This window comes from Pseudomonas sp. DE0010 (assembly GCF_007680745.1).
Lineage (GTDB): Bacteria > Pseudomonadota > Gammaproteobacteria > Pseudomonadales > Pseudomonadaceae > Aquipseudomonas > Aquipseudomonas parafulva_B.
This window is the reverse complement of sequence record NZ_VEJQ01000012.1, coordinates 98,207-124,620: the sequence shown is the minus strand read 5'-3', so window position 1 is coordinate 124,620 and position 26,414 is coordinate 98,207. Positions and strand designations below refer to the sequence as shown.

Sequence of the window (26,414 nt, the reverse complement as noted above, 5' to 3'; positions counted from 1 at the left end):
GCACTCCGCCATACTACTCGTTGACCTGAAACACCACCCGCGCCGTTTCACCACTTTCGTCCAACGCACTCAACTCGGCCTGCCCTGCCTGCGGCAGGCGCACCAGCAGGCTGTCCTGCCCTTGGGTTTCGCCCAGCGGTTGCCCATTGAGGAACCACCAACGCCGCCCACTACCGCCCAGCGCCGACACCGCCACTTGCAGCGGTTCCCCACTGGTGGCAGGGCGACGCAGATGGTCGCCAGAACGAATACCGACGATGGCCAGCGGCGGGGCACTGACCGGGCCTTGCGGTGGGCATGTGGGGTCCATGGCCGGTAGACGGGCAGCCCGCCGTTCAGTCCGAGGCAACCAGGGTTCCAGGGGGGCGGGCCACAGGGCCACCTCGCGCGCCTGGGCGCCAGGGCAATTGCTGTCCACGCGCAAGCCGCGGTCGTTGACCCAGATGTGTTCGCGCAAACCCAGGCCCAGCGGCTGATCGGCCGCCTGCAATGTGGGAGGAACGGTGCCGTCCAGGGTCCAGGCAAAACGCTGGCGCCTGCAATTGCCGTCCTGGCGGCTCATCGCCTGCCCCAGAGGCCAGCAGATCGCCGCCACCCCGACATTGGCAGGCGTTCGCTGCACCGGGGCCTCTAACCCGCGCTGGCTGTCCCGGTTGCTGAGCAGGTCGTGCACTTGCAGCATCAACGGGGCGGCCGAGGCCAGGCCGAACTGCCCGGCCACAGGGGTGCCGTCGGGCCGACCAATCCATACCCCGATCAGGTAGCGAGGGCCGACGCCAATCGACCAGGCGTCTCGAAAGCCGTAGCTGGTGCCGGTTTTCCAGGCCAGCTGGGGACGGCGTACCAGTTCGGCATGCGGGTCGCGGTCGGGCCGAGCCTGGCCGCTGAGAATGCGCCGGATGATCCACGCTGCGCCCGGAGACATGAGCCGGTGCTCCACCAGGGGTGCCTGGGGCTGTAACCGCACCTGGGCGCTTCTACCCTCCCGGGCCAAGGCCGCGTAGCCGCCTACCAGGTCTTCCAGGCGGCTACCGGCACCGCCCAGGATCAGCGAAAGATTGGGCTCGGCCAACGGAGGTAGCGTGAGCGGCAAGCCGCCCATGCGCAGTTGCGCGGCGAAGCGTTTCGGGCCGTACGCTTCGAGCAGCTGCACGGCGGGCAAGTTGAGCGACAGGGCCAGAGCCGAACTCGCTGACACCGGCCCGCTGAAGCCGCTGGAAAAATTGCCCGGACGGTAGTCACCGTAACGCCGGGGTACGTCCTGCAACAGCGACTCGGAATGAATGAGCCCATCGTCCATCGCCAGGCCGTACAGAAACGGCTTGAGCGTGGAGCCAGGCGAGCGCAACGCCCGCACCATGTCCACGTGCCCGAAACGCCGGGCGTCCGTGAGGTCGACTGAGCCCAGATAAGCGCGTACAGCCATGGTTTGCGCATCGACCACCAGGATGGCGGCAGACGTACGCTCCGGCAGACGCGCGCGCCATCCCAGCAGCAAGTCTTCCAGCCGGCGCTGCAACCCTGCATCCACGGTGGTACGGATCAACGGCGGGCTACCCGGGGTGTTCAGACGGCGGGCCAGCAAAGGCGCCAGTGCCGGCTCCTGACGCGGCGCCAGCACCAACGGCTCTTCGGCCGCTTCGCGCAGGCGCTGCTCGGGCCACACCTGATACTGCGCCAACCGTTGCAGCACCTTGTTGCGTGCGCGTTCAGCGCGCTCGGGGTGGCGGTCGGGGCGCAGGCGGCTGGGGGCTTGCGGCAGTACCGCCAGCAGGGCTGCCTCCGACGGCGTCAGATGCAAGGGCGACTTGCCCAGATAAGCCCAGCTGGCAGCGGCAACACCTTGCAAGGTGCCGCCGAACGGCGCGCGGTCCAGGTAGATTTGCAGAATCTCCCGCTTGGACAGGTGCCACTCCAGCTGCAGTGTGCGCCACAGCTGCCGCAGCTTGCCCGCCACGGTGCGATCATGGGGATCGAGCAGGCGTGCCACCTGCATCGACAACGTGCTGCCGCCTGACACCACACGCCCTCCCCGCGCGTTCAACCACGCCGCCCTGACCAGGGCCATCGGGTTCACGCCCAGGTGCCGGTAGAACCAGCGGTCCTCGTACGTCAGCAACGCTTGCAGGTACAACGGCGAGACCTGCTCGGGGCTCACCGGATAGCGCCACACCCCGTCGGCATCGGCGAATCGCCACAACGGTGTGCCATCTTCTGCCAGCACGACCCGGGCCAGGTCGTCGGACGGCATGGGCAAAGGCCAGATGCGGTCGGCCAGCCACAGCAGCCCCATCAAGGCCACCACGCCAATCACCAGGGCACGCACTGCTTTGCATGGTCGCGATCGCCACCAGCGGGCTAAGCTTGGCATCGGGAACCGACCTGCCCTGAAAAGGGCCAAAGCACTGGAAACGGCAAGAACGCCGCCATGTTGATCAGGAAGCAACTATGCATGTAGAAGGTTTTTTCGAATGGCTGGGGCAAGCACTGGGATCGCTGATCCGCATCGTCGTCGACGCGCTGAGCGGGTTGTTCAACCTGTTGGCCAATGCCGGCGGCAATTTCGTCGATGGCCTGTCGCGCACCTTGGGCATGGACACCTCGCTGGTCAGCATCCTGGCCCTGATCGTGGGCCTGATGCTGCTGTTCTCGGCGATCCGCGCCTTCATGCGTGCCTCGATCATCCTAGGCATCATCTGGCTGGTATTGGGCCTGTGGGTAATGAGCTGGGTGATCCATTGAGTGGCCGTGCGACGAACAGGTGAAAGCCTCTGCTCGTCGCACAAGGCCTGCCCCTAGCGAGGCTTGACCGTCATCTCACCCTGCCCTTCCCCCACGGCCTGCAGATTCGGGCGGTACATCGACTCGACCTGCGGCGGTGGTACCCGGTAGGTGCCAGGGGTCACCGCTCGTGCCAGGTACAGCAGATGCGTAGTTGCGTAGCTGTCCAGCTTGAGCGCTGCGACGTAACGGTCGTCGCGATACTCCTGGTGAACCACGTTGGCATTTTGCATCGATTCGCGCCATTGCTTCACGGCGCCGCTGGCGTTATCCAGGCTGGCTGCACTTTGCGCAAGGTTCTGATTTTCGAGCTCCAGGCCCGCAGGCAATAGATCGACCACCAGGGCATCGGGAACGCGCTCATCGGCCTTGAGGGCAAGGTGCACGAGCACCAGGTCGCCGCTGCGCAGGTTCGCCAGGTCCAGCGGCTGCCCCTTCATGCCCAGGTACTCGCGGCGGATTTGCATGCCATTGCTACTGGCAGGCGGCGCCTGACGCGGGTAACCCGACAGGGTCAGCTGCTGGTAGACGGTCTGGCTGCCCTGGTTCTGCACCGTCAGCGGCGATGCCAGCAGTGGCCCTTCCAACTTCATGCCGGCTTCGGCGTTATTGAAGTCACGCAGCTCACCGGCGCTGTCCAGGCGGGCCTGCCACTTGACTTCCGGCGTGCCCAGCAGGCCACGCCCGGCCAGGAACAAGGCGTTGCGCTCCTGGGTGGACAGCCAGCGATTGGCAGCCACTTCATCGGACAGGGCGAAGAGCCGCTGGTCCACCTGGCCACTGGCAAGCTTGTTCTCCTGCAGCAGTGCCAGGATCAACGCCTGGTCACGCAGGGGGCTGCCGTAATCTGCCATCCAGTTCTTGCCGCGGCTGACGGCAAGCCCTGCCTGCAGGGCCTGGTCGGCACGAGGCTTGTCACCCATCTTGTCCAGGGCTACGGCCAGTTGCACCAACGGCAAACCGGAACGCGCGTCGGCGCGGCGCTCGAACAACCCGCGCAGCGCGCCCAAGGGCGCCTGCTGACTGCGCGACAGCACCAGCGCGGCGTAAGCCTGCACGGCGAAACGGGTGTGATCGGCGTCGTCGCTGTAGTCCACGTCGATCAGGTTGCGCTCCTGCAGGTAGCGCAACAACCGCTCGTTGGCTTTCTTCAGCGCCTCGGCGGGTACGCCATAGCCTTGGTCGCGCGCACGCAGGAGGAAGTCGGTGACATAGGCCGTCAGCCAGTATTCCTCTTCGCTGTCAGCACTCCACAAGCCAAAGCTGCCGTTGTAGCGCTGCATGCCCAACAGGTGCTCGATGCCCATTTCGATCTTGCGCTTGCGCACCTCGGCCGGTTCACCCTCGATGCCAAGCCGCTTGAGGGTATCGGCGTCCGCATACAGCGACGGGTACAGCCCGCTGGTGGTCTGCTCAAGGCACCCATACGGGTAAGCCTTCAGCGCCCGGATCTGTTCGGCGAGGTTGAGCGGGGGTCGGCTCGACAGGGCCAGCGTACCCTCGAGGCCGGCAGGCTCGAAGGCCGCGAGGTCCGCCTCGGGCAGCGTCCAGGGCTGATCCTTCAAGGCCACGCGGAAGTGCTTGAGCATGGCGGGATAGGCAGGACGCACGCCCAACGTCCATTCGCGCTCGAACGTGGTCTGCGCCTCGCCGGCCAACTGCAGGCCGGTCACCTGCACATGCACCTTGCCCTGTCCCAGGCCACCTTGGGCCTGCACCGGAATCATCAGGGTCGACCGCTGGCCTTCGGCCAGCGCTACAGACTGCGTGGCATTGCCGGTCAGGCTCAGTTGTCCTTCGGTGGTCACCTGCACGGTCAGCTGCTGGGCAGCTCCCGACAAGTTGGCCAGGTCCAGCGCCAGGCGCGTCTGATCGCCGCCTGCCAGGAACCGTGGGGCCGAGAGTTCGGCAATCAGCGGTGCGGCCACCACGGTCTTGCCCTCTGCCATGCCGAAGTGATCCTCGGTCCAGGCCTGAGCCATGAGCCGCAGCTCGCCGTTGAAATCAGGGATATCGACCGTGGCCTGCCCTTCCCCCTTGTCGTTCAGGGTCACCGGCAGGCTCTGCTGGGCCACGATGGTGACGGTGGTATTGGGGCGTTTGCCACCCTTGGCCATGGCCGCATCACCACCGAATGCCAGGCTGGCCAGACGCCCTTGCCCGGCTTCGATCAGTTGCCCGTAAATGTCGAGCTGATCGGCACCGTAGGCCTTGCGGCCAAACAGGCTTGCGAATGGATCCGGGGTCTTGAAGTCGGTGATATTGAGAATGCCGACGTCCACCGCCGACACCAGCACCCGTACCTGTGCAGGCACGCTGCCGTCGGCGTTTGCCGCCTTGATCTTGACCGTCAGCGGTTGCTTGGGACGCATTTTTTCCGGTGCCTGCAAACTGACTGCCAGCTTGCGATCGGCACGGTCGAGCGGCAGGTGCAACACGCCTACCGCACGCTTGGGCGTGGCATTGGCCTTGCGTTCACCTGGGCGCACCACCAAGGTGCTCAGGTAAAGGTCGTGGCGTGCCCAGGCTTTGTCCAGCGGGATATCGAAGGTCTTGCCTTCTGCAGGTACCTGGATTTCCTGCCACCACAACGGGCCGTCGCTGGACTCGATCATCAAGTAACCACTGCCTGCGGCCGGCGGCGTAACCGTGACCTTGGCCGTTGCACCGTCGGCGTAGGAGGGTTTGTCCAAGGCCAGCTTGACCTGGTCGGGGCGTACAGCTCCGCCTTCGGCATTGTCCTGGGCGCGGTAGCCTGCCCAGAAGCGCTGACTGGACACCAGGCCGGTCTGCGGGTCTTCGACTTCCACGCGATAGGGGCCCCACTCGACCGGGAAGCTCAGCTTGGCCGTGGCGTCGGCCTTGACGCTTACCGTCTCTTCCACTTGGGTCAGGAATTTTTCGTTGTAGGCGTAGCTCCAGCCGTCACCTTGCGAGTAGTTCCAGTAGTAATCGCGTCGCTCGCGGATCAGCCTGACCTTGAGGTCGTCGGCGGCCAGTTTCTTGCCCTCGCGGTTAGCGACCAGAAACTCGAATTCCACCGGGCCTTCACTGTCGGCTTCATCGCCGTCGAACAGGCCACGCAGGCCTGGCAGGCGTTCGGCCGGCCAGACAGGTTGCTCGAGGCGGCGCGTAATGGGCCTGCCGCCGGACTCCTGCAAACTTGCCTGCACGGTCAGTTGCAACGGCGAACGTGCCTCTGCCCAGCGGCTGGAAATATCCAAGACCGCCTTGCCAGCCTGGTCGAGGGTGACTTCATCGAGCTCCAGGTCCTGCTCCAGTTCGCCTTCGGTAACCGACCCGAACTGGTAGCCCGGCAGTGCAGGTACCGCTTCGCGCAGCGGGCGCACATAGGCCTGGCCACTCAGGCGATTGCCAGCGGCCGGCGCTCCGTACAGGTAGCGGCCAGTCACCTCGATGCGCGCGTCCTGCTCAGGGGCCAGGGGCTTGCTGCTACCCTTGAGTTCGAGGGCCAGCCGCTCAGGCAGAAAGTCCTCGACCAGGAACTCGTAGACCTGCTTGCGCCCACCGCCCAGGTCGAGCAGCAGTTGCCAGCGGCCGGTCGGCGCCTCGGTGGCCAGTTGCAGCTGGTACTGGAACAGACCCTTATCGTCTGCTTCCCAGACGAACTTGCGGCTGACCTGTTCATCCGGCCTGCGTACTTCGACATTCACCGGCTGTGCCTTGACGGGCTTGCCGTCCTGGTCGCGCAGCAGGCCGTTCAACAGCACCGTTTCGCCTGGGCGATACAGGTCGCGCGGGCCGAAGATAAAGAGTTGCAGCGGATTGGCCTGGGGGCCGGTGATGTCGAACTCTGCCAAGTCCAGCGCCGCAGTATTGAGCCGCAGCAAGGTCGTGTGCACGCCTTGGGTGGCGATGAGGCTATCGGCCTTGGGCGTGATCGGCAGTTCAGCATGACCTTTTCCATCAGTGCTGGCCTGGGCCAGCAGCTTGCCTTTCTTGTCGTGGAGCTCGATGTTCACGCCATCCATCGCCTTGCCCCCTTCCAGGGCCTGGGCGAATACATCGATGCGATCACGGTAGCGATGGGCCGATACGCCAATGTCGCTCAAGGTGAACAGGGTGGCTGGCTGGGAGTAATCGTAGGTTCCCGAGGCGCGCATTACGGCCAGGTACACACCGGGCTCCTGCAGCGGCTTGATGCCGGCAATGGGCAACAGCACGGTTTCGCGCGTGTTGCGTGCAGGGTTGAGGTCGAAGCGGCCGCTGTAGACCAGTTCAGCCATGCTCAGCGTGTCCTTGGACTGGTAGTACTCCAGGCTGCTGCTGCGCCCCCAGTTGGCCATGAATGTGGAAATCATGTCGGGTTTGACGCGGAAGAACTCCACATCCACCTTGTTCACATTCAATGCGATGACCGGCAGGCCTTCTGCCAGCCGCGTCGGCAGTAGCGAGCCCCGGCTGGCGAAGCCAACGGTGGGTTGCATGTCGCGGGTTTCAAGGCGAGTGATCGACTCTTGCTGCAAGGCCTTGCCGTTGACGGCCAGCAGCCCCTTGTCCACGGTCAGCACCAGCTTGCGCTGCGGTTCCAGGTGACGCAGGCGCAGCTCCATCTGGCTGTTGGACAGCTCCCAGGCGCCGTCCAGCTTGCCCTTGACCGTGTCCACCAGGTGGACCTTGTTGGTGAAGTCCTGGTCGGCATCCAGCGGAGCCGAGAAGCTGACCGACAGTGTGGCCGCGCCATCGAGCTGTACTTCCGACACATCCAGTACCGTCAGCTCACGGCCCTCGTAGCGCTTGGCAAGCACCGCAGGATCTTCGCGCTGTGGCGTCTTGGCGGCGGCACTGGCGCTGGCGGTTGACTTCTGGGCAGGCGCTGGGGCGTCAGGCGTTGAGGAGTCACAGCCGCTGAGCAAGGCCAGCGCGCAGGCCAGCAACAATCCTTTGTTGAACATGGAGTAGACACTCGAAGGCAGGGTGTAGATGAAGGCAGCAACTATAGCGCAAGGCCAGGTGCTACACCCAGCGTTGTGCGCCAGATGAGACCTTGGTCGCACGCAATGGTTGCGTGGCCGTTACACTGTCGCCCTTGGCTTGCATTGCCGCCCGGCGGGCGCCCCGATCAAGCGCTTGCAGTCCTCGTTTTCGCTGGAATGAACATGCCCCGATTCTTCGCCGACTGGCACCACCGCCCCACCCACCTCAAGGTGTGGGGGCTGGCCGCGCCCATGATCCTGTCCAATGTCTCGGTGCCACTGGTGGCGCTGGTCGACAGCACCGTCATTGGCCACCTGCCCCATGCCCATCAACTGGGCGCAGTGGCCGTGGGCGCTACGCTGTTTACCTTCATGGTCGGCTTGATGGGCTTCTTGCGCATGGGCTCGACAGGCTTCGCCGCCCAGGCCGCGGGCCGAGGGGATGGCGCCGCCCTGCGCCAGGTGTTGGTTCAGGGCCTGTTGCTGGCAGTGGGCTTCGCATTGCTCATCGGCCTGCTGGCCCTGCCCTTTAGCCAGTTGGCCCTGCATGCCATGCAGCCCAGCGCGGCCCTGGGGCAAGCCACACAAACCTTCTTCCACACCCGGTTGCTGGGCCTGCCGGCGGCACTGGCCAGTTACGCCTTGGTCGGGTGGTTTCTGGGGACCCAGAATGCCCGGGCGCCCTTGGCGATCCTGCTGACCACCAACCTGCTCAACATCGTGCTGAACCTGTGGTTCGTGCTCGGCCTGGACTGGGGCGTCCTGGGCTCGGCACGCGCGTCGGTGATTGCCGAATGGTGCGCGGCCCTGCTGGGCCTGGCGCTTACCCGCCCGGCCCTGCGCGCCTATCCGGGGCACATCGCCTGGGCAGCACTCAGACGCTGGCAGGCCTGGCGCCCGCTGTTGGCAGTGAACCGCGACATCTTTTTGCGCAGCCTTGCCTTGCAGCTGGTTTTCCTGCTGATCGCCGTACAGGGCGCACGCCTGGGCGAGGCGACGGTAGCGGCCAATGCACTGCTGCTCAACGGCCTGTTGCTGACGGCCTATGCCCTCGATGGCCTGGCCCACGCGGTCGAGGCGCTGTGCGGTCACGCCATTGGTGCCCGGGACCGCGGCACCCTGCGCCGTGCGCTGGTGGTAGCCGGTGGATGGTCGCTGATTGCAAGTTCGGTCTTTGCCGTTCTGTTCTGGGTGGGGGGACACCTGTTCATCGATCTGCAAACCGATATCGACAGTGTCAGGGCGGCGGCTTATCCGTACTTGCCCTATCTGGCGTGCCTGCCGTTGATCGCCGTGTGGAGCTATTTGCTCGATGGGCTGTTCATCGGGGCCACACGCGCCCGGGAAATGCGCAATGCCATGCTGGCATCGCTCGCCATTGCATTGCCGTTGGCCTTTGCCCTGAGCGGGCTAGGCAACCATGGGCTGTGGTTGGCGTTTCTCGGCTTCATGGGCGTGCGCGCCATGACGTTGGCCTGGGTGGGGTGGCGCCTGCAGGGCAAGGACGCCTGGGTGGCGTGAGATGACTGGCATGGGCCAGCGAGCAACCCAAGGCGGTGCTCACCGCCGCCACGCTGCGAAGGCGTGACGGCGATGAGACCCCTCAGGGGCTGAGGCTTCTCAGGACGAGAGGTAGGACGAACGGGTCAAGCCCAGGCGCAGCGCATCAAGGTACTGGGTACGCTCGCGCGCGGTGATCTTGGCACTGGCCACCTTGTCGCGGTAGTGAGTCATCAGCTCCTCGGGAGACAGGTGCACGTAGCGCAGCATGTCCTCGATGGTGTCGTGGGTCTCGATACCGGCGTGGTACACGCTGCCATCGGCATTCTGGTAGATGTTCACCGAGTCGGTGTCACCGAACAGGTTGTGCATGTCGCCCAGGATCTCCTGGTAGGCCCCGACCAGGAACACGCCCAGCAGGTAGTCCTCGCCTTCGTTCAGGGCATGCACCGGCATGCTGGTCTCGATGCTCTGCTCATCGACATACTGGTTGATCTTGCCGTCGGAGTCGCAGGTCAGGTCTTGCAACACGGCGCGCCGCAGGGGCTCTTCGTCCAGGCGGTGCAGCGGGATGATCGGCAGCACCTGGCCGATGGCCCAGGTATCGGGCAGGCTCTGGAACACCGAGAAGTTGCAGATGTACTTGTCCGCGAGCTTGTCGTTCAGCTCATCGAGTACCTGGCGGTGCGAGCGCTGGCGAGCCTTGAGCGAGTTGTACAGGCGACGGCACACCGCGTAGTAGCACTGCTCGGCCAGGGCTTTCTCGGCCAGGCTGATCTTGCCGTCGGCATACTGGGCGGCCACGTCGCCCATGTAGTGGGTGGCGCGCCAGTAGGTTTCGGTCACCATCTCGATGTCGGTGGGCCCCAGCAGATCGGCCAGCCACTGCACGGTTTCCGGCAGCGCGTCCTTGTTCTCGATGGTCGGCACCTGGTCGTTGTGGCGCTCTACATCAGTGACCTGGATGACCAGCATGGCATGGTGAGCCGTCAGCGAACGGCCGCTCTCCGAGAAGATGTGCGGGTGCGGCAGGCCCTGCGCGTCGCAGAACTCCTTGAGCATGCCCACCACCACGCCAGCATAGTCATCCATGTCGTAGTTGATCGAGCTGGCGTTGCGCGAGTGGGTGCCGTCGTAGTCCACCCCCAGGCCGCCGCCCACATCAATGTGATCCACCGGCAGGCCCAGGGCGCGCAATTCGCCGTAATAGCGGATGGCTTCCTTGAAACCGTGCTGGTAGTCCGCCAAGTTGGCGATCTGCGAGCCCATGTGGAAGTGCAGCAGGCGAATACCCTGGTCAAGGCCGGCATCGCGGAAACGCTGCACAACGGAAATCAGCTGCGCGGCAGAAAGCCCGAACTTGGACTTCTCGCCCCCTGTGTCAGCCCATTTGCTCGATGCCAGCGACGACAGGCGCACGCGCAGGCCCACTTGCGGCTTGACCTTCAGGTCGGCCGCTTCCTCGATCACCAAGGCCACTTCGGACTCTTTCTCGATGACGATGAAGACGTTGTGGCCCAGCTTCTGCCCCATCAGCGCCAGGCGGATGAACTCACGGTCCTTGTAGCCGTTGCAGACGATGGTGCCGCCCTTGGGGGCCAAGGCCAGTACCGCCAGCAATTCGGGTTTGGAGCCGGCTTCAAGCCCAATGGACACGTTCTGGGTGGCGATGATGTTTTCGACCACCGCCTCCTGCTGGTTGACCTTGATCGGGTAGAGCGCGGTGTACTGGCTCTGGTATTCCAGGCGCGCAATGTTGGCGTCGAAGGCGCCGGTCAACTGGCGCACGCGGTCCTGCAGAATGTCGGGAAAGCGTACCAGCAAAGGCAGCGACAGGCCGCTTTGGCGCAGCTGATCAACCTGCTCGTACAGGTCGATCGGCGAGCTGTCAGGGCCGTTGGGGCGCACTTCGACGCGCCCGGCTTCATTGATGGCGAAATACCCTGCGCCCCAATGGCGGATGCCATAAACACTGCGGCTGTCGGCCACGGTCCATTGGCTACCATCGTCTTTGCGTGTGCGTCGTACGGACATTCAAGTCCCCTATAAATTGAGTCAAGACACTGCTGGGCAAGCCGGGAAGGCAGTGTAGAAGCCAAAAATGCCGGTTCGTCCGTGCTCTGGGGTAGACCCTGGTCACCGCGACGAGTTTAGAAAGCGCAGGACGAAAACCTGTCGAGCGACTCAGCCGCCCGACTTTTTCGCCTTGAAGCCTTGCTTGATCAGCTCGTCGATCAGCAATTGCACATGATCGCCCTGGATCTCGATGACGCCGTCCTTGAGCGCGCCACCGGTACCACAGCGGCGCTTGAGGGTGGCAGCCAGCTCCTTGAGCTGATCGGGCGGCAACGGCACACCCGTGACGGTGGTCACGGTCTTGCCGCCACGGCCTTTGCTCTCGCGGCGCACACGGGCGATGCCATCACCCTCGGGGATGACCTGCTGCTTGCAGGTACAGGCATCCACGGGCTGGCCACAGTCAGGGCAATGACGACCGGCATCGGTCGAATAAACAAGACCGCCGAGGGCGGAGAGGGAAGAAGCTTTCTTGGCCACTTTTGTGCCTCGGTGCTGAGGACAAAAACTGGTCGTACCTGCACATGAGGCCGACCGCGAAGCCCCACTCTGGCAGGGGCGGCGCTACTGCCGCAACACGTGCGGCAGCCCGAAAAGGCCGCGCAGTGTAACGATAAACGGTGCAGTTGCTAAGTACCGGATTGCGCCATTTTGCGAATGTTTTGCGACCCTACGTGCATGGGTTAGACAAGGCGGTTCCTGTAGCGCATCAACGCGGCCATCGAGTCGGGGCAATAAGGCCTGAGCCGACTGTCCTCTAGCGCTTGGTCCACACCGATGAACCGTGCCTCGATCACTTCCTCAGGCTGCAGCCGCAGCGGCGCATCGGACACTGCCGAGTACAAGGCGCACCACAGGCGATTGTCAGGCTGATCGAAGAAGAATCGCTCGTGAAAACGCAAGGTCACGTCGGCTATGCCCAGTTCCTCGGCCAGCTCGCGCGCGGCCGATTCGGCGTAGGTTTCAGCGGCGGCCACCATGCCGCCGGCGGCAACGTCCCAATGGCCGGGATATAGCGCCTTGCTCAGGGTACGCCGGTGCACGCACAGTTCACCGGCACCATTGAACAGCAGAATGAACGTGCAGCGCCCGATCAGCCCGCGCTCGCGCAATTGTGCCCTGGGCAATGCGCCGAGCACTTGGTCGTGCTCGTCTACCCAGGTGACCCGCTCCCGGTCCGAAGCCGCCCGGTGAGCGGCTTCATCAGGGCTGAAGGTCATGTCAGCCCTGCGACAGCAGCTGGCGCAGGTCGATGACCGCCGCGTTGGCGCGGGAGATGTAGTTGGCCATGACCAGCGAATGGTTGGCCCACATGCCAAAACCACTGCCATTGAGCACCATCGGGCTCCACAGGGGCTCTTGCGAGGCTTCAAGTTCCCGGATGATCTGACGCACACTCACGGTCGCGTTCTTCTTGGCCAGCACGTCGGCAAAATCGACTTCGATCGCACGCAGTAGGTGCGACAGTGCCCAAGCCTGGCCACGGGCTTCGTAGAACACGTCGTCGATCTGCAGCCATGGGGTTTCCACGACTTCCTCGTCTACCTGCGGCGCCTGACCAGCCACCACGGACTCGGTCTTGAGCGTGGTGTTGAGCTTCACGCGGCCTACGCTGGCCGAGAGGCGTTGCGACAGCGAGCCCAGGCGGGTAGCGACGTCGCCCAACCAGTTGTTCAGGTTGTCTGCGCGGGTATAGAAGATCGCGCCCTTGTCACCCGAAGCCAGGCGAGCCTGGTAGCGCGTCAGCGACTTGATGCCTTCTTCGAATTCCGATTCGCTGGACGGCAGGATCCAGCTCTTGTAATCGAAGTTGAAGCGCGGCTCGGCCTTGGCCAGGTCGGCATCTTCGGTCGATTGCGATTGGGAGCGGGCGAAGTCCTTGCGCAGCGCGCGGGAAAGGTCACGCACCTGGACCAGTACGCCGTACTCCCAGTTGGGCATGTTGTCCATCCACAAGCCTGGCGGGAGACGGTCGTTGGCGATGTAGCCACCTGGCTTGTTCAACAAGGTGCTCGCCACGGTCTTGAGCGTTTCGACGGTGGTGTAGCCCACCACCATCTGCTGGCCGTTACGCTCGGCTGCGCTCTGCGCGTTCTGCTGGACGGGGAACAGTTCGGGCTCCTGGCTCCAGTACCAGGACAGGCCGATACACACCAGCAGGTAGAGCCCGACCAGGGCCAACAGGGTGCGGCCCCAGAGGCCACCAAAATAGCTACGGGCGGCAGCGCCGCGGCCGTCGACACGCTCGCGGGGCTCGGCTTTGGCCTCGCGGTTTTTCCAGTCCAGCATGGCTATATCCTTGATCAGTCACGACGGTTCAGGGGCTTTGACCACAGGCCTACGCCAGGGTGCCACGGCAAGCCCGCCTGACAGCACTATAAAGCAGACACCGCCTTACGCATAAGCGACCCCTTGGTCGGTAACTGAATAGTCGTTCAGCCCAGTTTATTGAAAGGGGGCACGCCTACGCAGCTCAAGAGCTGCTAGCATAGAGCCATCACTGCCCCTGCATACCCCTAACGACAAGTAGCCAGGACATGAGCCAAGCAGTTGAGCCGAGCCCGCAGTGCCCCCCTGAGCATCTTGTGCGTAGCGGCCTGCGCAAGGACGACCCACGCGACCAGTTGCTGCTGGCGCCCCAGCGCAGGCCGGTCTATATCCTCTTGCAGGACCACGACCGCGCCGAACGCCTGGCCCAGCAACTGGAGTTCTTCGGCCTGGGTGTACAGGCCTTGCCCACTGCCGATGCCTTTCGCGCATCGGTGGGCGAATGCCCGCCTTCGGCGGTCATCATGGACGTCGACTTCAATGGGGTCGGCCAAGGCCTGGCGCTGGCGGCCGAAGTCCAGGCGCGGCAGGCCAAACCCCTGCCGCTGCTGTTCTTCAGCCATCATGAAACCGACACCCCCACGCGCTTGGCCGCCGTGCGGGCCGGCGGGCGCGACTTCCTCACCGGCACACTGGAGGCTTCCAGCCTGCTGGAGAAGGTCGAGCGGCTGACCGATGCCGCGCCGTACGATCCCCTGCGCGTACTGATCATCGATGACTCACGCACCCAGGCCCTGTTCACGGAACGGGTGTTGGCAGGCGCCGGGATGATCACTCGCAGCCTGACCGACCCGATCGCCACCATGGCCGAGCTGGCTGATTTCCAGCCTGACCTGATCATCCTCGACCTGTACATGCCGGCGTGCACCGGCCCTGAACTGGCCAAGGTGATTCGCCACAACGACCGCTACGTCAGCGTGCCGATCATCTACCTATCGGCCGAGGATGACCTGGACAAGCAGCTCGAGGCCATGAGCGAAGGCGGCGATGATTTTCTGACCAAGCCGTTTCGCTCGCGCCACCTGATCACCACCGTGCGCAACCGCGCTGCCCGCGCTCGGCATCTGAAGGCGCGCATGGTCCGCGACAGCCTGACCGGGTTGTACAACCACACGCATATTCTGCAGCTGCTCGAGGATTGCAGCTTCCGTGCCCGCCGCGAACAGCAGCCGCTGAGTTTTGCCATGCTCGACATCGACCGGTTCAAGAAAATCAACGACCGCCATGGCCACCCCATGGGCGACCGGGTGATCAAGAGCCTGGCGCTGTTTCTCAAGCAGCGCCTGCGCAAGACCGACTTCATTGGCCGCTACGGCGGCGAAGAGTTCGCCATCGTCATGCCCAATACCGCCCTGGAGGCGGCGTACAAGGTGCTCGATGACATCCGCGGTCGTTTTGCCGAGATCCTATACCCGGCCCAACCCCATGACCTGCGCTGTACATTCAGTGCAGGCGTCGTGCAACTCGATGACGGGCTCGATGCCCTGACCATGGCCAGCGCGGCCGACGAGGCGCTATACCGGGCCAAGCATGCAGGACGAAATTGCGTGGTGCGTGTGGAGCCCTGAAGGGGTAGGCAAAGAACAAAGGCACTTTGCCATTCAGGTGCGTGCCGCCGTCATCATCGCGTCACACGAACGCAATACCTTCAGGCCCCTGACTCTTCCCTCCCCCGCAGGAAGCACGCGGCTATGCGCCTGAAATGGCTGACCAATTTGAATACGTTGTTGCTGGTGACGGTGTGCATCGCCCTGGGCGTTACGCTGTGGTGGTCGCAGCGGGCGCTGGAGCGTCCCTACCAGATGATGGAACGCTACCTGACCCTGTCGCGCCATTTTCAGACTGAGGCTGCCCAGAACATTCAGGCTTATCTTGGTAGCGGCGATGCCGTGCGCCATGCGGCGGCACTGCAGGCCACGGAGCAACTGCAAGCTTCGCTGGCCGACTGGCCCGAGGCGCTGGCCAGCCAACTGCGCCCCAGCCTGGACCACCTCCAGGCCTTCAGCGCGGGCGAGTTGCTGGCAGCCGGGAAGCTGGCCGGTGACCCCCAGGCGCTGTTGCTGCAAGCCGAACGCGAGCTGGGGGCCAACCTGGAGCAACTGACCATCTATGCGCGCGACAGCGCCAGCCCTGATGCTGGTCGCTACCTGCTGCCGCTTGTCGAGGCAGCTCTGCACCTGAGCAGGCTGGGCTTGGCGCGGGAGAAGCTGGTGGGCAGCGGCCGGCCCGAACTGGCAACCGAGCTGGAGCGCGAGCTGCAATCGATCCAGGCCCAGGCGCAGGTCATCGAAGGCTTGCCGCTGCTGGGCGTGACCCGTACTGCCGAATCGGGCGCGGATGACTTTGCCGCGCTGATGGGTTTGCAGAACGATACCCGCGCCCAGCAAGAAGACGTCGCCGTGGGCCTCAAGCGCGAGCTGCAAAGCCTGGTTGGGCGCTACCCGGCCGAGCTGCAACGTACCCGTGCCCAGATCGCCCAGCGCGCCGCCCTGGCGACCCGCGCCACGCAACAGCTGGAGGCAGTGCGCCAGGCCATCGCGGCCCTGGAGCCACAAGTGCGCAGCCTGCATGGCACCATCGCGGGCGAAGTACGCACCCTGCAAGGGGCGATGATCATGATGATCCTGATGATCGCCCTGCTCATCGACACCCTGCAACGTCGCCTTGCACGCACCCTCACCGGCTTGGCGCCTGCGCTGTCGCGCTGGGCCGAGGGCGATTTTACCCAGCCTGTCGAAATGGGCAGGACCAACCGCGAGTTGCACGACATCCAGGCTTCGCTCAATCGCCTGCGCCAGTACCTGGTCGAACTGGTAGGCGCCTTGCGGCACAATGCCGCGCAAGTGGCCGGCAGCAGTCATGCGCTGGCCGACATGAGTGCTGCCTTGCACGATGGCGCACAACGACAGGCCGGGGATACCGGGCAGATTCGCGACGCGCTTGGGGAACTGGAAGCGACCATCCAGCAGGTGGCTGGCGACGCCAGCGCTGCGGCCCTGGCCAGTCGTGACGCAGGCCGGGCAGTGGAACAGGGCCAGGCTGTGATCGGACAAAGCCTGTCGGGTCTACGCACGCTGGTCGACGAGGTGCAAGGCAACGCCCGCATGATCGAGCAGCTGGCAGAGGAATCGGCCACGATCGGTGGCGTGCTGACGGTGATCCGGTCCATTGCGGAACAGACCAACCTGCTGGCACTCAATGCCGCCATCGAAGCCGCCCGCGCTGGCGAGATGGGTCGCGGGTTCGCCGTGGTGGCCGACGAAGTCCGCACCCTGGCCCAACGCACCACCGGCGCCACTGGGGAAATCCAGACCCTGATCGACAGGTTGCAGCAGGCAGCCAAGGGCGCCGTGGACGGTACGCGGGTACAACTGGAGCATGCCGAGGCCACTGCCAACCAGGCCCAGACTGCCGATGGCGCATTGGACGAAATCGTGTGTGCGATCCGTACTATCGCCGACACTGCCCTGCGCATTGCCGAAGTGACGGCGCAACAAAGTGATGCGGTCAGCGAGATCCGTGACCACAGCGAGCGGATTCATCAACTGGGTGGCGATAACCTGCAACGCATCGGTGAGGGGCGTGAGCAAGGCGATCACCTGCTCAGCCTGGGCAGCGCCCTGAACCAGGCGGTGGGTGCCTTCAGGGTCTGAACCGACCGCCCGCCCTGGCTCCACGAAATAGCCTTAGACCATCACCTGCAAGGCGGGCGGGCCCACACATGGTTCCCTGAGCGCCAACTCCGTTATGATGCGCGGCACGTTCGATCTTGCGAGTTCACCATGCGCCGCCTGTTTTTCCTGTTGTGCCTACTGCTGGCCAGCCCGGTGTTCGCCACGGGGCTGCTGGACAATCGCCCCAGCGCTACCCTCGGGGCCTCCTCACTGGCCGGCAACGCCGATTTCCTCCCGGTGCACGAAGCCTTCAAGCTGAGCCTGATCCAGGCCGACGCCCATGCCATCAAGCTGCGCCTGGTGGCCACCGACGGCTACTACCTGTACCGCCACCGCTTCGTGTTCCGCACCGAGCCGGCCGACATCGCACTGGGCACGCCGGTCATCCCGAAGGGCGAGGCCAAACATGACGAGTTCTTCGGCGATGTGGAGGTGTATCACGGCATCGTCGACATTGAATTGCCACGCAATGACCCAAGGGCCTTCACCTTGCAGGTGGGTTACCAGGGCTGCGCCGACAAAGGCTTGTGCTACCCACCTGAAACCGAACGCCTGAGCATTGAAGGTGAAAGTGCGCCGAGCAGCCAGGCCGCACACGCCTGGGAGTGGAAAGCGCTCTTGCTGTTCTTCATCGCCGGCGTGGGCCTGACGTTCACGCCGTGCGTGCTGCCGATGCTGCCCATTCTCTCGGGGGTGGTTTTGCGCGGTCAGGCAGGTGGGCTGCGTGGGCTGTCGTTGTCACTGGCGTATGTGCTGTCCATGGCCGCCAGCTTTGCCGCCCTCGGGGCCTTGATGGGCCTGTTCGGCGCAGGCCTCAACCTGCAGGCGCGCCTGCAGTCGGCCTGGGTGCTGGTGCCTTTCGCGCTGTTCTTCGTGGCTTTCGCCCTGGCCATGTTCGGCTTGTTCGAACTCAAGCTGCCCCAGGCCCTGAGCAACCGCCTGGACGGGGTCGCCAATCGCACCCAAGGCGGCTCGCTGCTGGGCGCAGCGGCCCTGGGCGTGTTGTCCAGCCTGTTGGTTTCACCCTGCGTTTCGGCGCCGCTGGCGGGTGCGTTGTTGTATATCAGCGCCAGTGGAGACGCCTTGGGCGGTGCGCTCAAACTGTTCGCGCTGGGCCTGGGCATGGGTGCCCCGCTGCTGCTGGTCGCCACCGGTGGCGCCGCCTGGTTGCCGAAAAGCGGCCCATGGCTCAATAGCGTGAAGAACGCCATCGGCGTCCTGTTGCTGGGGCTGGCCATCGGTTTGCTCAGCAGGGTCTTGCCAGGGCCTGTCACCCTGGGGCTGATCGGTTTGCTCGCTGCCGGGGTGGCCGTGTTCCTGGGGACCCTGGAGTTCGTCGTGAAGACGCCTCGCCAACGCCTGGCCCAACTGCTTGGCCTGGCACTGCTGGTCTACGCCCTGGCCTGCTGGTATGGCGCCCTCAGCGGCCAGGGTGATCCGCTGCGACCGTTGCCCCCTACAGGAGGGAGCACGGCTGGTCAGGCTGCGTCCCCTGCCCAGGCGTGGCGAACACTGACCACCGCCGAGGCGCTCGATGCTGCACTGGCCGATGCCAAGGCCGCAGGCCAGCCAGTGCTGCTGGACTGGTACGCAGACTGGTGCATCAGCTGCAAAGTCATCGAGCACGAGGTGTTGAATGCACCTCAGGTGCTGCCCCAGCTGGCGGGTTTCAAACTGCTGCGCCTGGATGTGACGCGCAGCGATGCGGCCCAGCGTGCCCTGCTGGACCGCTATCGATTGTTCGGCCCGCCAGCATTGATGTTCTTTGCCGCCAACGGCAGCGAACTGACCGCTGATCGGGTGATTGGCGAGATAAATGCCGAGAACTTTGCGTCTATTTTGTCCCGCGTTCGCGGCCAGGCAGGTCTGTAACGGCCCGCTGGCATGGGAACATATCGGCGATCAGTGACCGGATCCAGCTATCCGGTCACATACTTCGCGCGAATCTCGCTCATCGTGCTGGCTATTGCCGGGAACTGGACACTTGCCGTCGCTTTAGGCACACTCGCCGCGCTGTGTCGAATTGCCCTACAAATCCAAGGAACTCGCAAATGGCAACGCTACTGGTGCTTCACGGCCCCAATCTGAACCTGCTCGGTACGCGCGAGCCCGGCCATTACGGCGCCGTGACCCTGGCCCAGATCAACCAGGACCTGGAGCAACGTGCTCGCGCCGCGGGCCACCATTTGCAGTATTTGCAGAGCAACGCCGAATACGAGTTGATCGATCGGATTCATGCGGCACGCAACGAGGGTGTGGATTTCATCCTGATCAATCCGGCTGCATTCACCCACACAAGCGTTGCATTACGTGACGCATTGCTCGCGGTGAGCATCCCATTCATCGAAGTGCACCTGTCCAACGTGCACAAACGCGAACCGTTCCGTCATCACTCCTACTTTTCCGATGTAGCCGTAGGGGTGATCTGCGGTCTGGGCGCCAGCGGTTATCGCCTGGCCCTGGAGTCTGCGCTGGAACAGCTGGCTGCCAACGCACAGCCCAAATGATGAAAGCCCTGGCCTCGGTGGCCAGGGTCAAGAGAAGCGTGTCGACACGCTTTAACAATTTCGCCCCCTGACCGAACCTTTGGGAGTTGATGATTAATGGATATCCGTAAAGTCAAGAAACTGATCGAGCTGCTGGAAGAGTCTGGCATCGACGAGCTGGAGATCAAGGAAGGCGAAGAGTCGGTTCGCATCAGCCGTCACAGCAAGACCCCAGCTGCCCAGCAGTTCTACGCACCTGCCCCGATGGCTGCGCCTGCCGCTGCCCCGGTCGCCGCTGCCGCACCTGCTGTCGAAGCTGCCGCCGCGGCACCGGCCCTCAAGGGCACCGTCATCCGCTCGCCAATGGTAGGCACCTTCTACCGCAAGCCTTCGCCGACCTCGCCGAACTTCGCTGAAGTGGGCCAGAGCGTGAAGAAAGGCGACACCCTGTGCATCGTCGAAGCCATGAAGATGATGAACCACATCGAAGCCGATGTCGGCGGTGTCATCGACGCCATCCTGGTAGAAGACGGCCAGCCGGTTGAGTTCGACCAGCCGCTGTTCACCATCGTTTGAATCGCGGAGAGCCAACGATGTCTGGGAAGCTCGAAAAAGTCCTGATCGCCAACCGCGGGGAAATTGCCCTGCGGATCCTGCGTGCCTGCAAAGAGCTGGGTATCAAGACCGTCGCCGTGCACTCCACCGCCGACCGTGAACTGATGCACCTGGGCCTGGCAGACGAGTCGGTCTGCATCGGTCCTGCATCGTCCAAGGATTCGTACCTGCACATCCCGGCGATCATCGCCGCTGCCGAAGTCACCGGCGCGACCGCGATTCACCCCGGTTACGGCTTCCTGGCGGAAAACGCCGATTTTGCCGAGCAGGTCGAGAAGTCCGGCTTTGCCTTCATCGGCCCCAAGGCCGACACCATTCGCCTGATGGGCGACAAGGTCTCGGCCAAGGACGCGATGATCAAGTCGGGCGTACCGACCGTGCCGGGCTCCGACGGCCCGCTGCCGGAAGACGAAGAAGTCGCGCTGGCCATCGCCCGCGACGTCGGCTACCCGGTGATCATCAAGGCCGCCGGTGGCGGTGGTGGTCGCGGCATGCGCGTGGTGCACAAGGAAGAGGATTTGATCGCCTCGGCCAAGCTCACCCGTACCGAAGCCGGTGCAGCCTTCGGCAACCCGATGGTGTACCTGGAGAAATTCCTGACCAACCCACGTCACGTGGAAGTACAGGTCTTGTCCGACGGCCAGGGCAATGCAATCCACCTCGGTGACCGCGATTGCTCCCTGCAACGCCGCCACCAGAAGGTGCTGGAAGAGGCCCCGGCCCCAGGCATCGACGAGAAAGCACGCCAGGAAGTGTTCAAGCGCTGCGTCGACGCGTGCATCGAGATCGGCTACCGCGGTGCGGGGACGTTCGAGTTCCTGTACGAAGATGGCCGCTTCTACTTCATCGAGATGAACACCCGTGTGCAGGTTGAGCACCCGGTGTCGGAGATGGTCACAGGCATCGACATCGTCAAGGAGATGCTGAGCATCGCCGCTGGCAACAAGCTGTCGTTCCGTCAGGAGGACGTGGTAGTCCACGGCCATTCGCTGGAATGCCGTATCAACGCCGAAGACCCGAAGAAGTTCATCCCGAGCCCTGGCAAGGTGAAGCACTTCCACGCACCGGGCGGCAACGGCGTGCGTGTCGATTCGCACCTGTACAGCGGTTATTCGGTTCCGCCGAACTATGACTCGCTGATCGGCAAGCTGATCACCTGGGGCAAGGACCGTGACGAAGCCATGGCCCGCATGCGCAATGCCCTGGACGAGATCGTCGTCGATGGCATCAAGACCAACATCCCGCTGCACCGTGATCTGGTGCGTGATGAAGGCTTCTGCAAAGGCGGCGTCAACATTCACTACCTCGAGCACAAACTGGCCAACCAGGACTGATCGCGTAGTGTGAAGTACAAGAACCCCGGACTGGCTCCGTAATGGTGTTCACTTAGGGCCGCTTCGCAGCCCATCGCGGCACAAGGCCGCTCCTACACTGACCGCGTGATGCCCTAGTTGGGGTACTCGCATGGCATTGTAGGAGCGGCCTTGTGCCGCGATGGGCCGTGAAACGGCCCCAGCGATCTTAAGTGAACAGCATTACAGACTGGCTCCGGGGTTTTTTATTGCCTGCTTGGGCTTCATCAATGGCCGATGCGGCCCTTCAGGGTGCTTGTGGCCAAGTCCGACCTAGCAGAGCAATCTGCGCATCCCCGTGACCCTCTCTGACTGGCGTGAATCAATGATCTGGCTTGTATGTTCGATCTGAAGACCGCAGGAGTCCGAACGCAGGTTCTGTGTAGGAAGGCCCCCTGAAGTCGCGATCAGCGCTGCCTGAACTGTCGCGCGGGCAGAAGCCGCAACAAGCTGCAGCTGCGACTCTACCCCTTCATACGAGGCATCTCGATGCGGTGCTCGTGCACCCGGCGATACAGCGTCGCACGCGAAATACCCAACGCCTGGGCAGCCTCGGCGGGCTTCCAGCGATGGCGAATCAACGCATCCAGCAACCGTTGCCGCGCCGGGCAGGACGCCTCGCTCGTTACCTGGCCAACCTCCTGCCCACGAATCTCCTCTGGCAGGTCAAGCAGGCGCAACTGCCCACCCTCGTTCACAGCGCAGGCATACCGCAACACCTGCCGCAACTGGCGCAGGTTCCCTGGCCAGCGATACTCCAGCAAGGCCTGCAAGGCATCGTCGGCCAGCGCCACGCTCACGCCACACGCATCGGCCTCTTCGGCCAGCAACTGGTGAATGAGCCCCAGCCGGTCTTCGCGCTCGCGCAGCGCCGGCAACGCAAAGCGGGCGTTGGCCAGGCGAAAATACAAGTCCTCACGAAACTGCCCCTGCTCCACCCTCGCCGCCAGGTCGCGGTGCGTGGCGCAGATCACCTGAATGTCCACGCGCTGGCGCCGCGCAGCCCCCAAAGGTGCTACCTCACCCTCGGCCAGTACCCGCAACAGGCGGGTCTGCAGGCTCAGTGGCATGTCGCCAATCTCGTCCAGAAACAGCGTGCCGCCATCGGCCTGGTGTACAAGCCCTTGCATACCCTTGCTCGACGCCCCGGTGAAGGCTCCCGCGACATAACCAAACAGCTCGCTCTCGATCAGGTTCTCGGGGATGGCGGCGCAGTTGAGCGTGACGAACGGGCCGTTGCCGCGCTTGCTTTGCTGGTGCAACTGGCGAGCGAAGACTTCCTTGCCTGTACCCGTCTCACCCTGCACCAGCACGGCAAGGTTACAGTCCTTGACCCGCGTGGCCAGGCGCAAGTGTTGTTCGATGCGCCGGTCCAGGCCTTGCAGCAAGGGCTCGACCGGCGGCTTGCGCTGTGGGGCGCTGACCCGGCCATACAGCTCGCCCAACCCTGGCAGACGTTGCGCCGACGCGTTGCTGACACGTCGCAATTGCGCCTGGTCGAACAGCTCACCAATGTGCGCAGGCAAGCGCCCCAGGCGCTGCATCAGGCGTTGCCGTGTCAGGCTGTTCATCGCCTGCAGGCGGCCGTCGGCGTCCCAGGCCAGCAGGTAGTCAGGCTGGCTTTCCACATAGCCTGGCGTGCCGTGGGCACGCATCACCCAATGGCCTTGGGCGCTGTGCATGAAAAAGGCGTTTTCGATTTCGCGTGCGGTCTGCTCGACCAGTTGCCGGATCAGGTGCTGGCTGCGGCGGTCGTCGGGCGAGCGCAGGGCAGAGACGTCCAGCACCCCCAGCAACTCGCCAAAGGGGTCGAAAACAGGCGCCGCGCTACAGGTCAGGCCGATGAAGGCAGCGCGGAAGTGATCGCGCTTGTGCACGGTGACCGATGCCTTGGTGGTCAGTACCGACGCTACCCCGCAGGTACCCTCCTCCCCCTCCGACCAGCAGGTGCCCAGGTACAGACCGGCCTTGCGACAGTCAGTGCGAATGGTCGATTCGACCCGGTAATCGATGGTGCGGCCCTGTGCATCGGTCAGTAGCACGCAGTAGTCGGCCTCACGCACCTGTTCGTGCAGGCGCGCCACGGCGTCCCCGGCAATGCGCAGGAACAGCTCCGAGTGCTCTCGGCATTCATTGAGCAGCGCCTGGGAAAGAATACGCGGCCCTTGCTCGGAGGCGGGATCGAGACGGTACAGCTCCATGGAGCGACGCCAGGAATCGAGGATCAACGGCGGTACTGGCGCCTGGGGCAGACAGTCGGCGTTCTTCAGTACCCTGCTGACGCAGTCGACGTGAGCGCGGGAGTTCGCGGCAAGCATTCAGGCCCTCCGGTTCTCGTTGCTGTTCTTGTGGTTGTGCAGCCATTAAGCGCCTGCGCGCAGGCCTGGACAAGCACGGTGTGATCAAAGGTGTGGTTGAGACGCAGCGTCTCAACGTCTCGCCGCACAACGCCCAGGCCGGCACCTGGCGTCTCAGCACGGTAGCCCGCCTGGCAGCGGTGAAGACCATGCAAGGCCTCTGCGACGGGCCTTTGCGGGGTTTCGTGCAAAGCTGGCACCGCGCTTGCTCTGGTCCTTGCAAACAAGAACACGAGGTGCGCCATGCCGCTACCCGCCCCACTGGTCGGCATCATTGCCAACCCTGCTTCAGGCCGAGACCTGCGTCGCCTGACCGCCACTGCCGGCTTGTACTCCAGCACCGACAAGGCCGCCGCCATCGCCCGCCTGCTCGCCGCATTCGGCGCCACGGGTGTCGGCCACGTGCTGATGCCCAGCGACATGACCGGCATCGCCGCTGCCGTGGTCAAGGCCTGCGCCGGGCCGATGGCGCGCGATCAGCACTGGCCTGCCCTCGAGATACTCGACCTGCCGCTGACCCAGACCGTCAGCGACACCCGGCTTGCCACGCGCAACATGGTCGCGCGGGGGGTGTCGCTGATCGCTGTGTTGGGGGGCGACGGTACCCACAAGGCCGTGGCGGCAGAAGCTGGCGACGTACCCCTGCTGACCTTGTCCACCGGCACCAACAACGCCTTCCCGGAGCTGCGCGAAGCGACCAGCGCGGGGCTTGCAGGCGGCCTGTTCGTCAGCGGCAAGGTGCCAACCTCCATCGGTCTGCGCCGCAACAAACGCTTGCTGGTCAGGGTGCCCCAGCAGCAACTGAGCGAATGGGCGCTGGTGGAGGTAGCGGTGTCGCCCCAGCGTTTCATCGGCGCGCGGGCGCTGAGCCGCAGCGAAGACCTGAGCGAAATCTTCGCCTGCTTCGCCGAGCCCCACGCCATTGGCTTGTCGGCACTGTGCGGCCTGTGGAATCCGGTCTCGCGGCAAGCGCCTCACGGTGCCTGGGTGCGCTTGGACGAGAACGCCGGGCAGGCGCTGCTGGCCCCAGTGGCCCCTGGCGTGCTGCAAGGCTGCGGCATCACCGCCTCCGGCCACATGGCGCCCGACGAACCGTACCGCCCAGCCCTCGTCCAGGGCACCTTGGCCCTGGACGGCGAGCGGGAAATCGAATTCTGCGCCCATGACACCCCCACCATCACCCTCGATCACCTGGGCCCGTTGAGTGTGGACGTGCAGGCAGTGCTCACGCATGCCGCCCAGCATCGTCTGCTGGCTGTACCCCTGGGCCACCCGCTGCACCCCGCGACCCGTTGAGACAACCCCGGAGAACAACAAGATGTCCAATCAACCGAGTTCCGCACAACTGCTGCATGCCTATGAAGTGATGCGCACCATTCGTGCCTTCGAAGAACGCCTGCACGTCGAGTTCGCCACAGGCGAAATACCCGGCTTCGTTCACCTTTACGCCGGTGAAGAGGCCAGCGCGGCGGGGGTGATGGCCCACCTGCGCGACAGCGATTGCATTGCCTCCAACCATCGCGGCCATGGCCACTGCATCGCCAAGGGCGTGGATGTGTACGGCATGATGGCCGAGATCTACGGCAAGAAGACCGGGGTCTGCGGCGGCAAGGGCGGCTCGATGCACATTGCCGACCTGGGCAAGGGCATGCTCGGCGCCAACGGTATCGTCGGCGCTGGCGCACCCTTGGTGGTAGGCGCTGCGCTGGCAGCCAAGCTCAAGGGTCGCGACGATGTGTCCGTGGTCTTCTTCGGCGATGGCGCCTCCAATGAAGGCGCAGTGTTCGAAGCCATGAACATGGCTGCGATCATGAACCTGCCGTGCATCTTCGTCGCCGAGAACAATGGTTATGCCGAAGCCACCGCGTCCAACTGGTCAGTGGCCTGCGATCACATAGCCGACCGCGCCGCCGGCTTCGGCATGCCAGGGGTCACCATCGACGGCTTCGATTTCTTCGCGGTTCACGAGGCCGCCGGTGCCGCCATCGAGCGCGCACGTGCCGGCCAGGGGCCGTCGCTGATCGAGGTCAAGCTCAGCCGCTACTACGGCCACTTCGAGGGCGATGCGCAAACCTACCGCGCCCCCGATGAAGTGAAGAACCTGCGCGAAACCCGCGACTGCCTGCTGCAGTTTCGCGACAAGACCGTGCGCGCGGGTCTGCTCGAAGCAGGCCAACTGGACAGCATCGATGCCCGCGTCGAGGACCTGATCGAGGATGCCGTGCAACGCGCCAAGTCCGACCCCAAGCCACAACCTGCCGACCTGCTCACCGACGTCTACGTCGCCTATCCCTGAGCCGCTCAAAAC

Annotated in this window: 17 protein-coding genes; 10 read left to right on the top strand and 7 right to left on the bottom strand. The window is 64.2% G+C overall.

The features are described 5' to 3' along the window. Positions 1–13: 13 nt before the first annotated feature. Complete coding sequence (gene pbpC, locus FS767_RS11630; protein ID WP_144965501.1) at positions 14–2,371, bottom strand: peptidoglycan glycosyltransferase PbpC; 2,358 nt, start codon at positions 2,369–2,371, stop codon at positions 14–16. 77 nt (positions 2,372–2,448) lie between these two features. Between pbpC and FS767_RS11625 the strand changes: the two genes are divergently transcribed. Beyond that, on the top strand, positions 2,449–2,742 hold the full coding sequence (locus FS767_RS11625) for a hypothetical protein (RefSeq protein WP_023535173.1): 294 nt from the start codon (positions 2,449–2,451) through the stop codon (positions 2,740–2,742). 53 nt (positions 2,743–2,795) lie between these two features. Here FS767_RS11625 and FS767_RS11620 read toward each other — a convergent pair whose 3' ends face one another. Continuing rightward, a complete protein-coding gene (locus tag FS767_RS11620) occupies positions 2,796–7,697 on the bottom strand; it encodes an alpha-2-macroglobulin (protein ID WP_144965499.1) in 4,902 nt (1,633 codons plus the stop codon). A 204-nt stretch (positions 7,698–7,901) separates the two neighbouring features. On the opposite strand from FS767_RS11620, the gene FS767_RS11615 reads away from it, so the two are divergent. Continuing rightward, complete coding sequence (locus tag FS767_RS11615; protein ID WP_144965497.1) at positions 7,902–9,239, top strand: MATE family efflux transporter; 1,338 nt, start codon at positions 7,902–7,904, stop codon at positions 9,237–9,239. A 99-nt stretch (positions 9,240–9,338) separates the two neighbouring features. Here FS767_RS11615 and speA read toward each other — a convergent pair whose 3' ends face one another. From speA to FS767_RS11595, 4 genes are all read right to left on the bottom strand, one after another. Continuing rightward, on the bottom strand, positions 9,339–11,252 hold the full coding sequence (gene speA / locus FS767_RS11610; RefSeq protein WP_023535169.1) for an arginine decarboxylase: 1,914 nt from the start codon (positions 11,250–11,252) through the stop codon (positions 9,339–9,341). Between the two features lie 150 nt (positions 11,253–11,402). Further along, positions 11,403–11,774 (bottom strand): translation initiation factor Sui1, encoded by a 372-nt coding sequence (locus tag FS767_RS11605; RefSeq protein ID WP_058605288.1) that lies wholly within the window; start codon positions 11,772–11,774, stop codon positions 11,403–11,405. Positions 11,775–11,977: 203 nt separating this feature from the next. Next, positions 11,978–12,514, bottom strand: a complete 537-nt coding sequence (locus FS767_RS11600) for an NUDIX hydrolase (RefSeq protein WP_144965495.1) — start codon at positions 12,512–12,514, stop codon at positions 11,978–11,980. A gap of 1 nt (position 12,515) precedes the next feature. Then, the gene (locus FS767_RS11595; protein ID WP_144965494.1) at positions 12,516–13,583 is read right to left on the bottom strand and encodes a DUF2333 family protein; all 1,068 of its coding nucleotides are present in this window, start codon (positions 13,581–13,583) and stop codon (positions 12,516–12,518) included. Between the two features lie 248 nt (positions 13,584–13,831). On the opposite strand from FS767_RS11595, the gene FS767_RS11590 reads away from it, so the two are divergent. The 6 genes from FS767_RS11590 (at position 13,832) to accC (ending at position 21,731) form a co-directional block, all read left to right on the top strand. Then, on the top strand, positions 13,832–15,190 hold the full coding sequence (locus FS767_RS11590; RefSeq protein ID WP_078479170.1) for a diguanylate cyclase: 1,359 nt from the start codon (positions 13,832–13,834) through the stop codon (positions 15,188–15,190). A 123-nt stretch (positions 15,191–15,313) separates the two neighbouring features. Continuing rightward, the gene (locus FS767_RS11585; protein ID WP_144965492.1) at positions 15,314–17,275 is read left to right on the top strand and encodes a methyl-accepting chemotaxis protein; all 1,962 of its coding nucleotides are present in this window, start codon (positions 15,314–15,316) and stop codon (positions 17,273–17,275) included. Between the two features lie 129 nt (positions 17,276–17,404). Beyond that, complete coding sequence (locus FS767_RS11580; protein WP_144965489.1) at positions 17,405–19,168, top strand: protein-disulfide reductase DsbD; 1,764 nt, start codon at positions 17,405–17,407, stop codon at positions 19,166–19,168. A 179-nt stretch (positions 19,169–19,347) separates the two neighbouring features. Continuing rightward, positions 19,348–19,803, top strand: coding sequence for a type II 3-dehydroquinate dehydratase (aroQ, locus tag FS767_RS11575; protein ID WP_003255330.1), 456 nt, complete (start codon positions 19,348–19,350; stop codon positions 19,801–19,803). A 96-nt stretch (positions 19,804–19,899) separates the two neighbouring features. Beyond that, the gene (accB, locus tag FS767_RS11570; RefSeq protein WP_023535179.1) at positions 19,900–20,358 is read left to right on the top strand and encodes an acetyl-CoA carboxylase biotin carboxyl carrier protein; all 459 of its coding nucleotides are present in this window, start codon (positions 19,900–19,902) and stop codon (positions 20,356–20,358) included. 17 nt (positions 20,359–20,375) lie between these two features. Next, complete coding sequence (gene accC / locus FS767_RS11565; RefSeq protein ID WP_027915162.1) at positions 20,376–21,731, top strand: acetyl-CoA carboxylase biotin carboxylase subunit; 1,356 nt, start codon at positions 20,376–20,378, stop codon at positions 21,729–21,731. 482 nt (positions 21,732–22,213) lie between these two features. Here the strand turns inward: accC and FS767_RS11560 are convergent, their stop codons facing one another. Beyond that, on the bottom strand, positions 22,214–24,067 hold the full coding sequence (locus tag FS767_RS11560) for a sigma-54-dependent Fis family transcriptional regulator (RefSeq protein ID WP_144965488.1): 1,854 nt from the start codon (positions 24,065–24,067) through the stop codon (positions 22,214–22,216). 282 nt (positions 24,068–24,349) lie between these two features. On the opposite strand from FS767_RS11560, the gene FS767_RS11555 reads away from it, so the two are divergent. After that, positions 24,350–25,402: an NAD(+)/NADH kinase gene (locus tag FS767_RS11555; protein WP_144965486.1), complete on the top strand. Its 1,053-nt coding sequence runs from the start codon at positions 24,350–24,352 to the stop codon at positions 25,400–25,402. Between the two features lie 22 nt (positions 25,403–25,424). Next, positions 25,425–26,402: a thiamine pyrophosphate-dependent dehydrogenase E1 component subunit alpha gene (locus FS767_RS11550; protein WP_058605309.1), complete on the top strand. Its 978-nt coding sequence runs from the start codon at positions 25,425–25,427 to the stop codon at positions 26,400–26,402. Positions 26,403–26,414 lie beyond the last annotated feature (12 nt).

Excerpts from the sequence above, each read along its gene's own strand:
- pbpC (WP_144965501.1), bottom strand. The coding sequence starts at position 2,371 with ATGCCAAGCTTAGCCCGCTGGTGGCGATCGCGACCATGCAAAGCAGTG.
- FS767_RS11625 (WP_023535173.1), top strand. The coding sequence starts at position 2,449 with ATGCATGTAGAAGGTTTTTTCGAATGGCTGGGGCAAGCACTGGGATCG.
- FS767_RS11620 (WP_144965499.1), bottom strand. The coding sequence starts at position 7,697 with ATGTTCAACAAAGGATTGTTGCTGGCCTGCGCGCTGGCCTTGCTCAGC.
- FS767_RS11615 (WP_144965497.1), top strand. The coding sequence starts at position 7,902 with ATGCCCCGATTCTTCGCCGACTGGCACCACCGCCCCACCCACCTCAAG.
- speA (WP_023535169.1), bottom strand. The coding sequence starts at position 11,252 with ATGTCCGTACGACGCACACGCAAAGACGATGGTAGCCAATGGACCGTG.
- FS767_RS11600 (WP_144965495.1), bottom strand. The coding sequence starts at position 12,514 with ATGACCTTCAGCCCTGATGAAGCCGCTCACCGGGCGGCTTCGGACCGG.
- FS767_RS11595 (WP_144965494.1), bottom strand. The coding sequence starts at position 13,583 with ATGCTGGACTGGAAAAACCGCGAGGCCAAAGCCGAGCCCCGCGAGCGT.
- FS767_RS11590 (WP_078479170.1), top strand. The coding sequence starts at position 13,832 with ATGAGCCAAGCAGTTGAGCCGAGCCCGCAGTGCCCCCCTGAGCATCTT.
- FS767_RS11585 (WP_144965492.1), top strand. The coding sequence starts at position 15,314 with ATGCGCCTGAAATGGCTGACCAATTTGAATACGTTGTTGCTGGTGACG.
- FS767_RS11580 (WP_144965489.1), top strand. The coding sequence starts at position 17,405 with ATGCGCCGCCTGTTTTTCCTGTTGTGCCTACTGCTGGCCAGCCCGGTG.
- aroQ (WP_003255330.1), top strand. The coding sequence starts at position 19,348 with ATGGCAACGCTACTGGTGCTTCACGGCCCCAATCTGAACCTGCTCGGT.
- accB (WP_023535179.1), top strand. The coding sequence starts at position 19,900 with ATGGATATCCGTAAAGTCAAGAAACTGATCGAGCTGCTGGAAGAGTCT.
- accC (WP_027915162.1), top strand. The coding sequence starts at position 20,376 with ATGTCTGGGAAGCTCGAAAAAGTCCTGATCGCCAACCGCGGGGAAATT.
- FS767_RS11560 (WP_144965488.1), bottom strand. The coding sequence starts at position 24,067 with ATGCTTGCCGCGAACTCCCGCGCTCACGTCGACTGCGTCAGCAGGGTA.
- FS767_RS11555 (WP_144965486.1), top strand. The coding sequence starts at position 24,350 with ATGCCGCTACCCGCCCCACTGGTCGGCATCATTGCCAACCCTGCTTCA.
- FS767_RS11550 (WP_058605309.1), top strand. The coding sequence starts at position 25,425 with ATGTCCAATCAACCGAGTTCCGCACAACTGCTGCATGCCTATGAAGTG.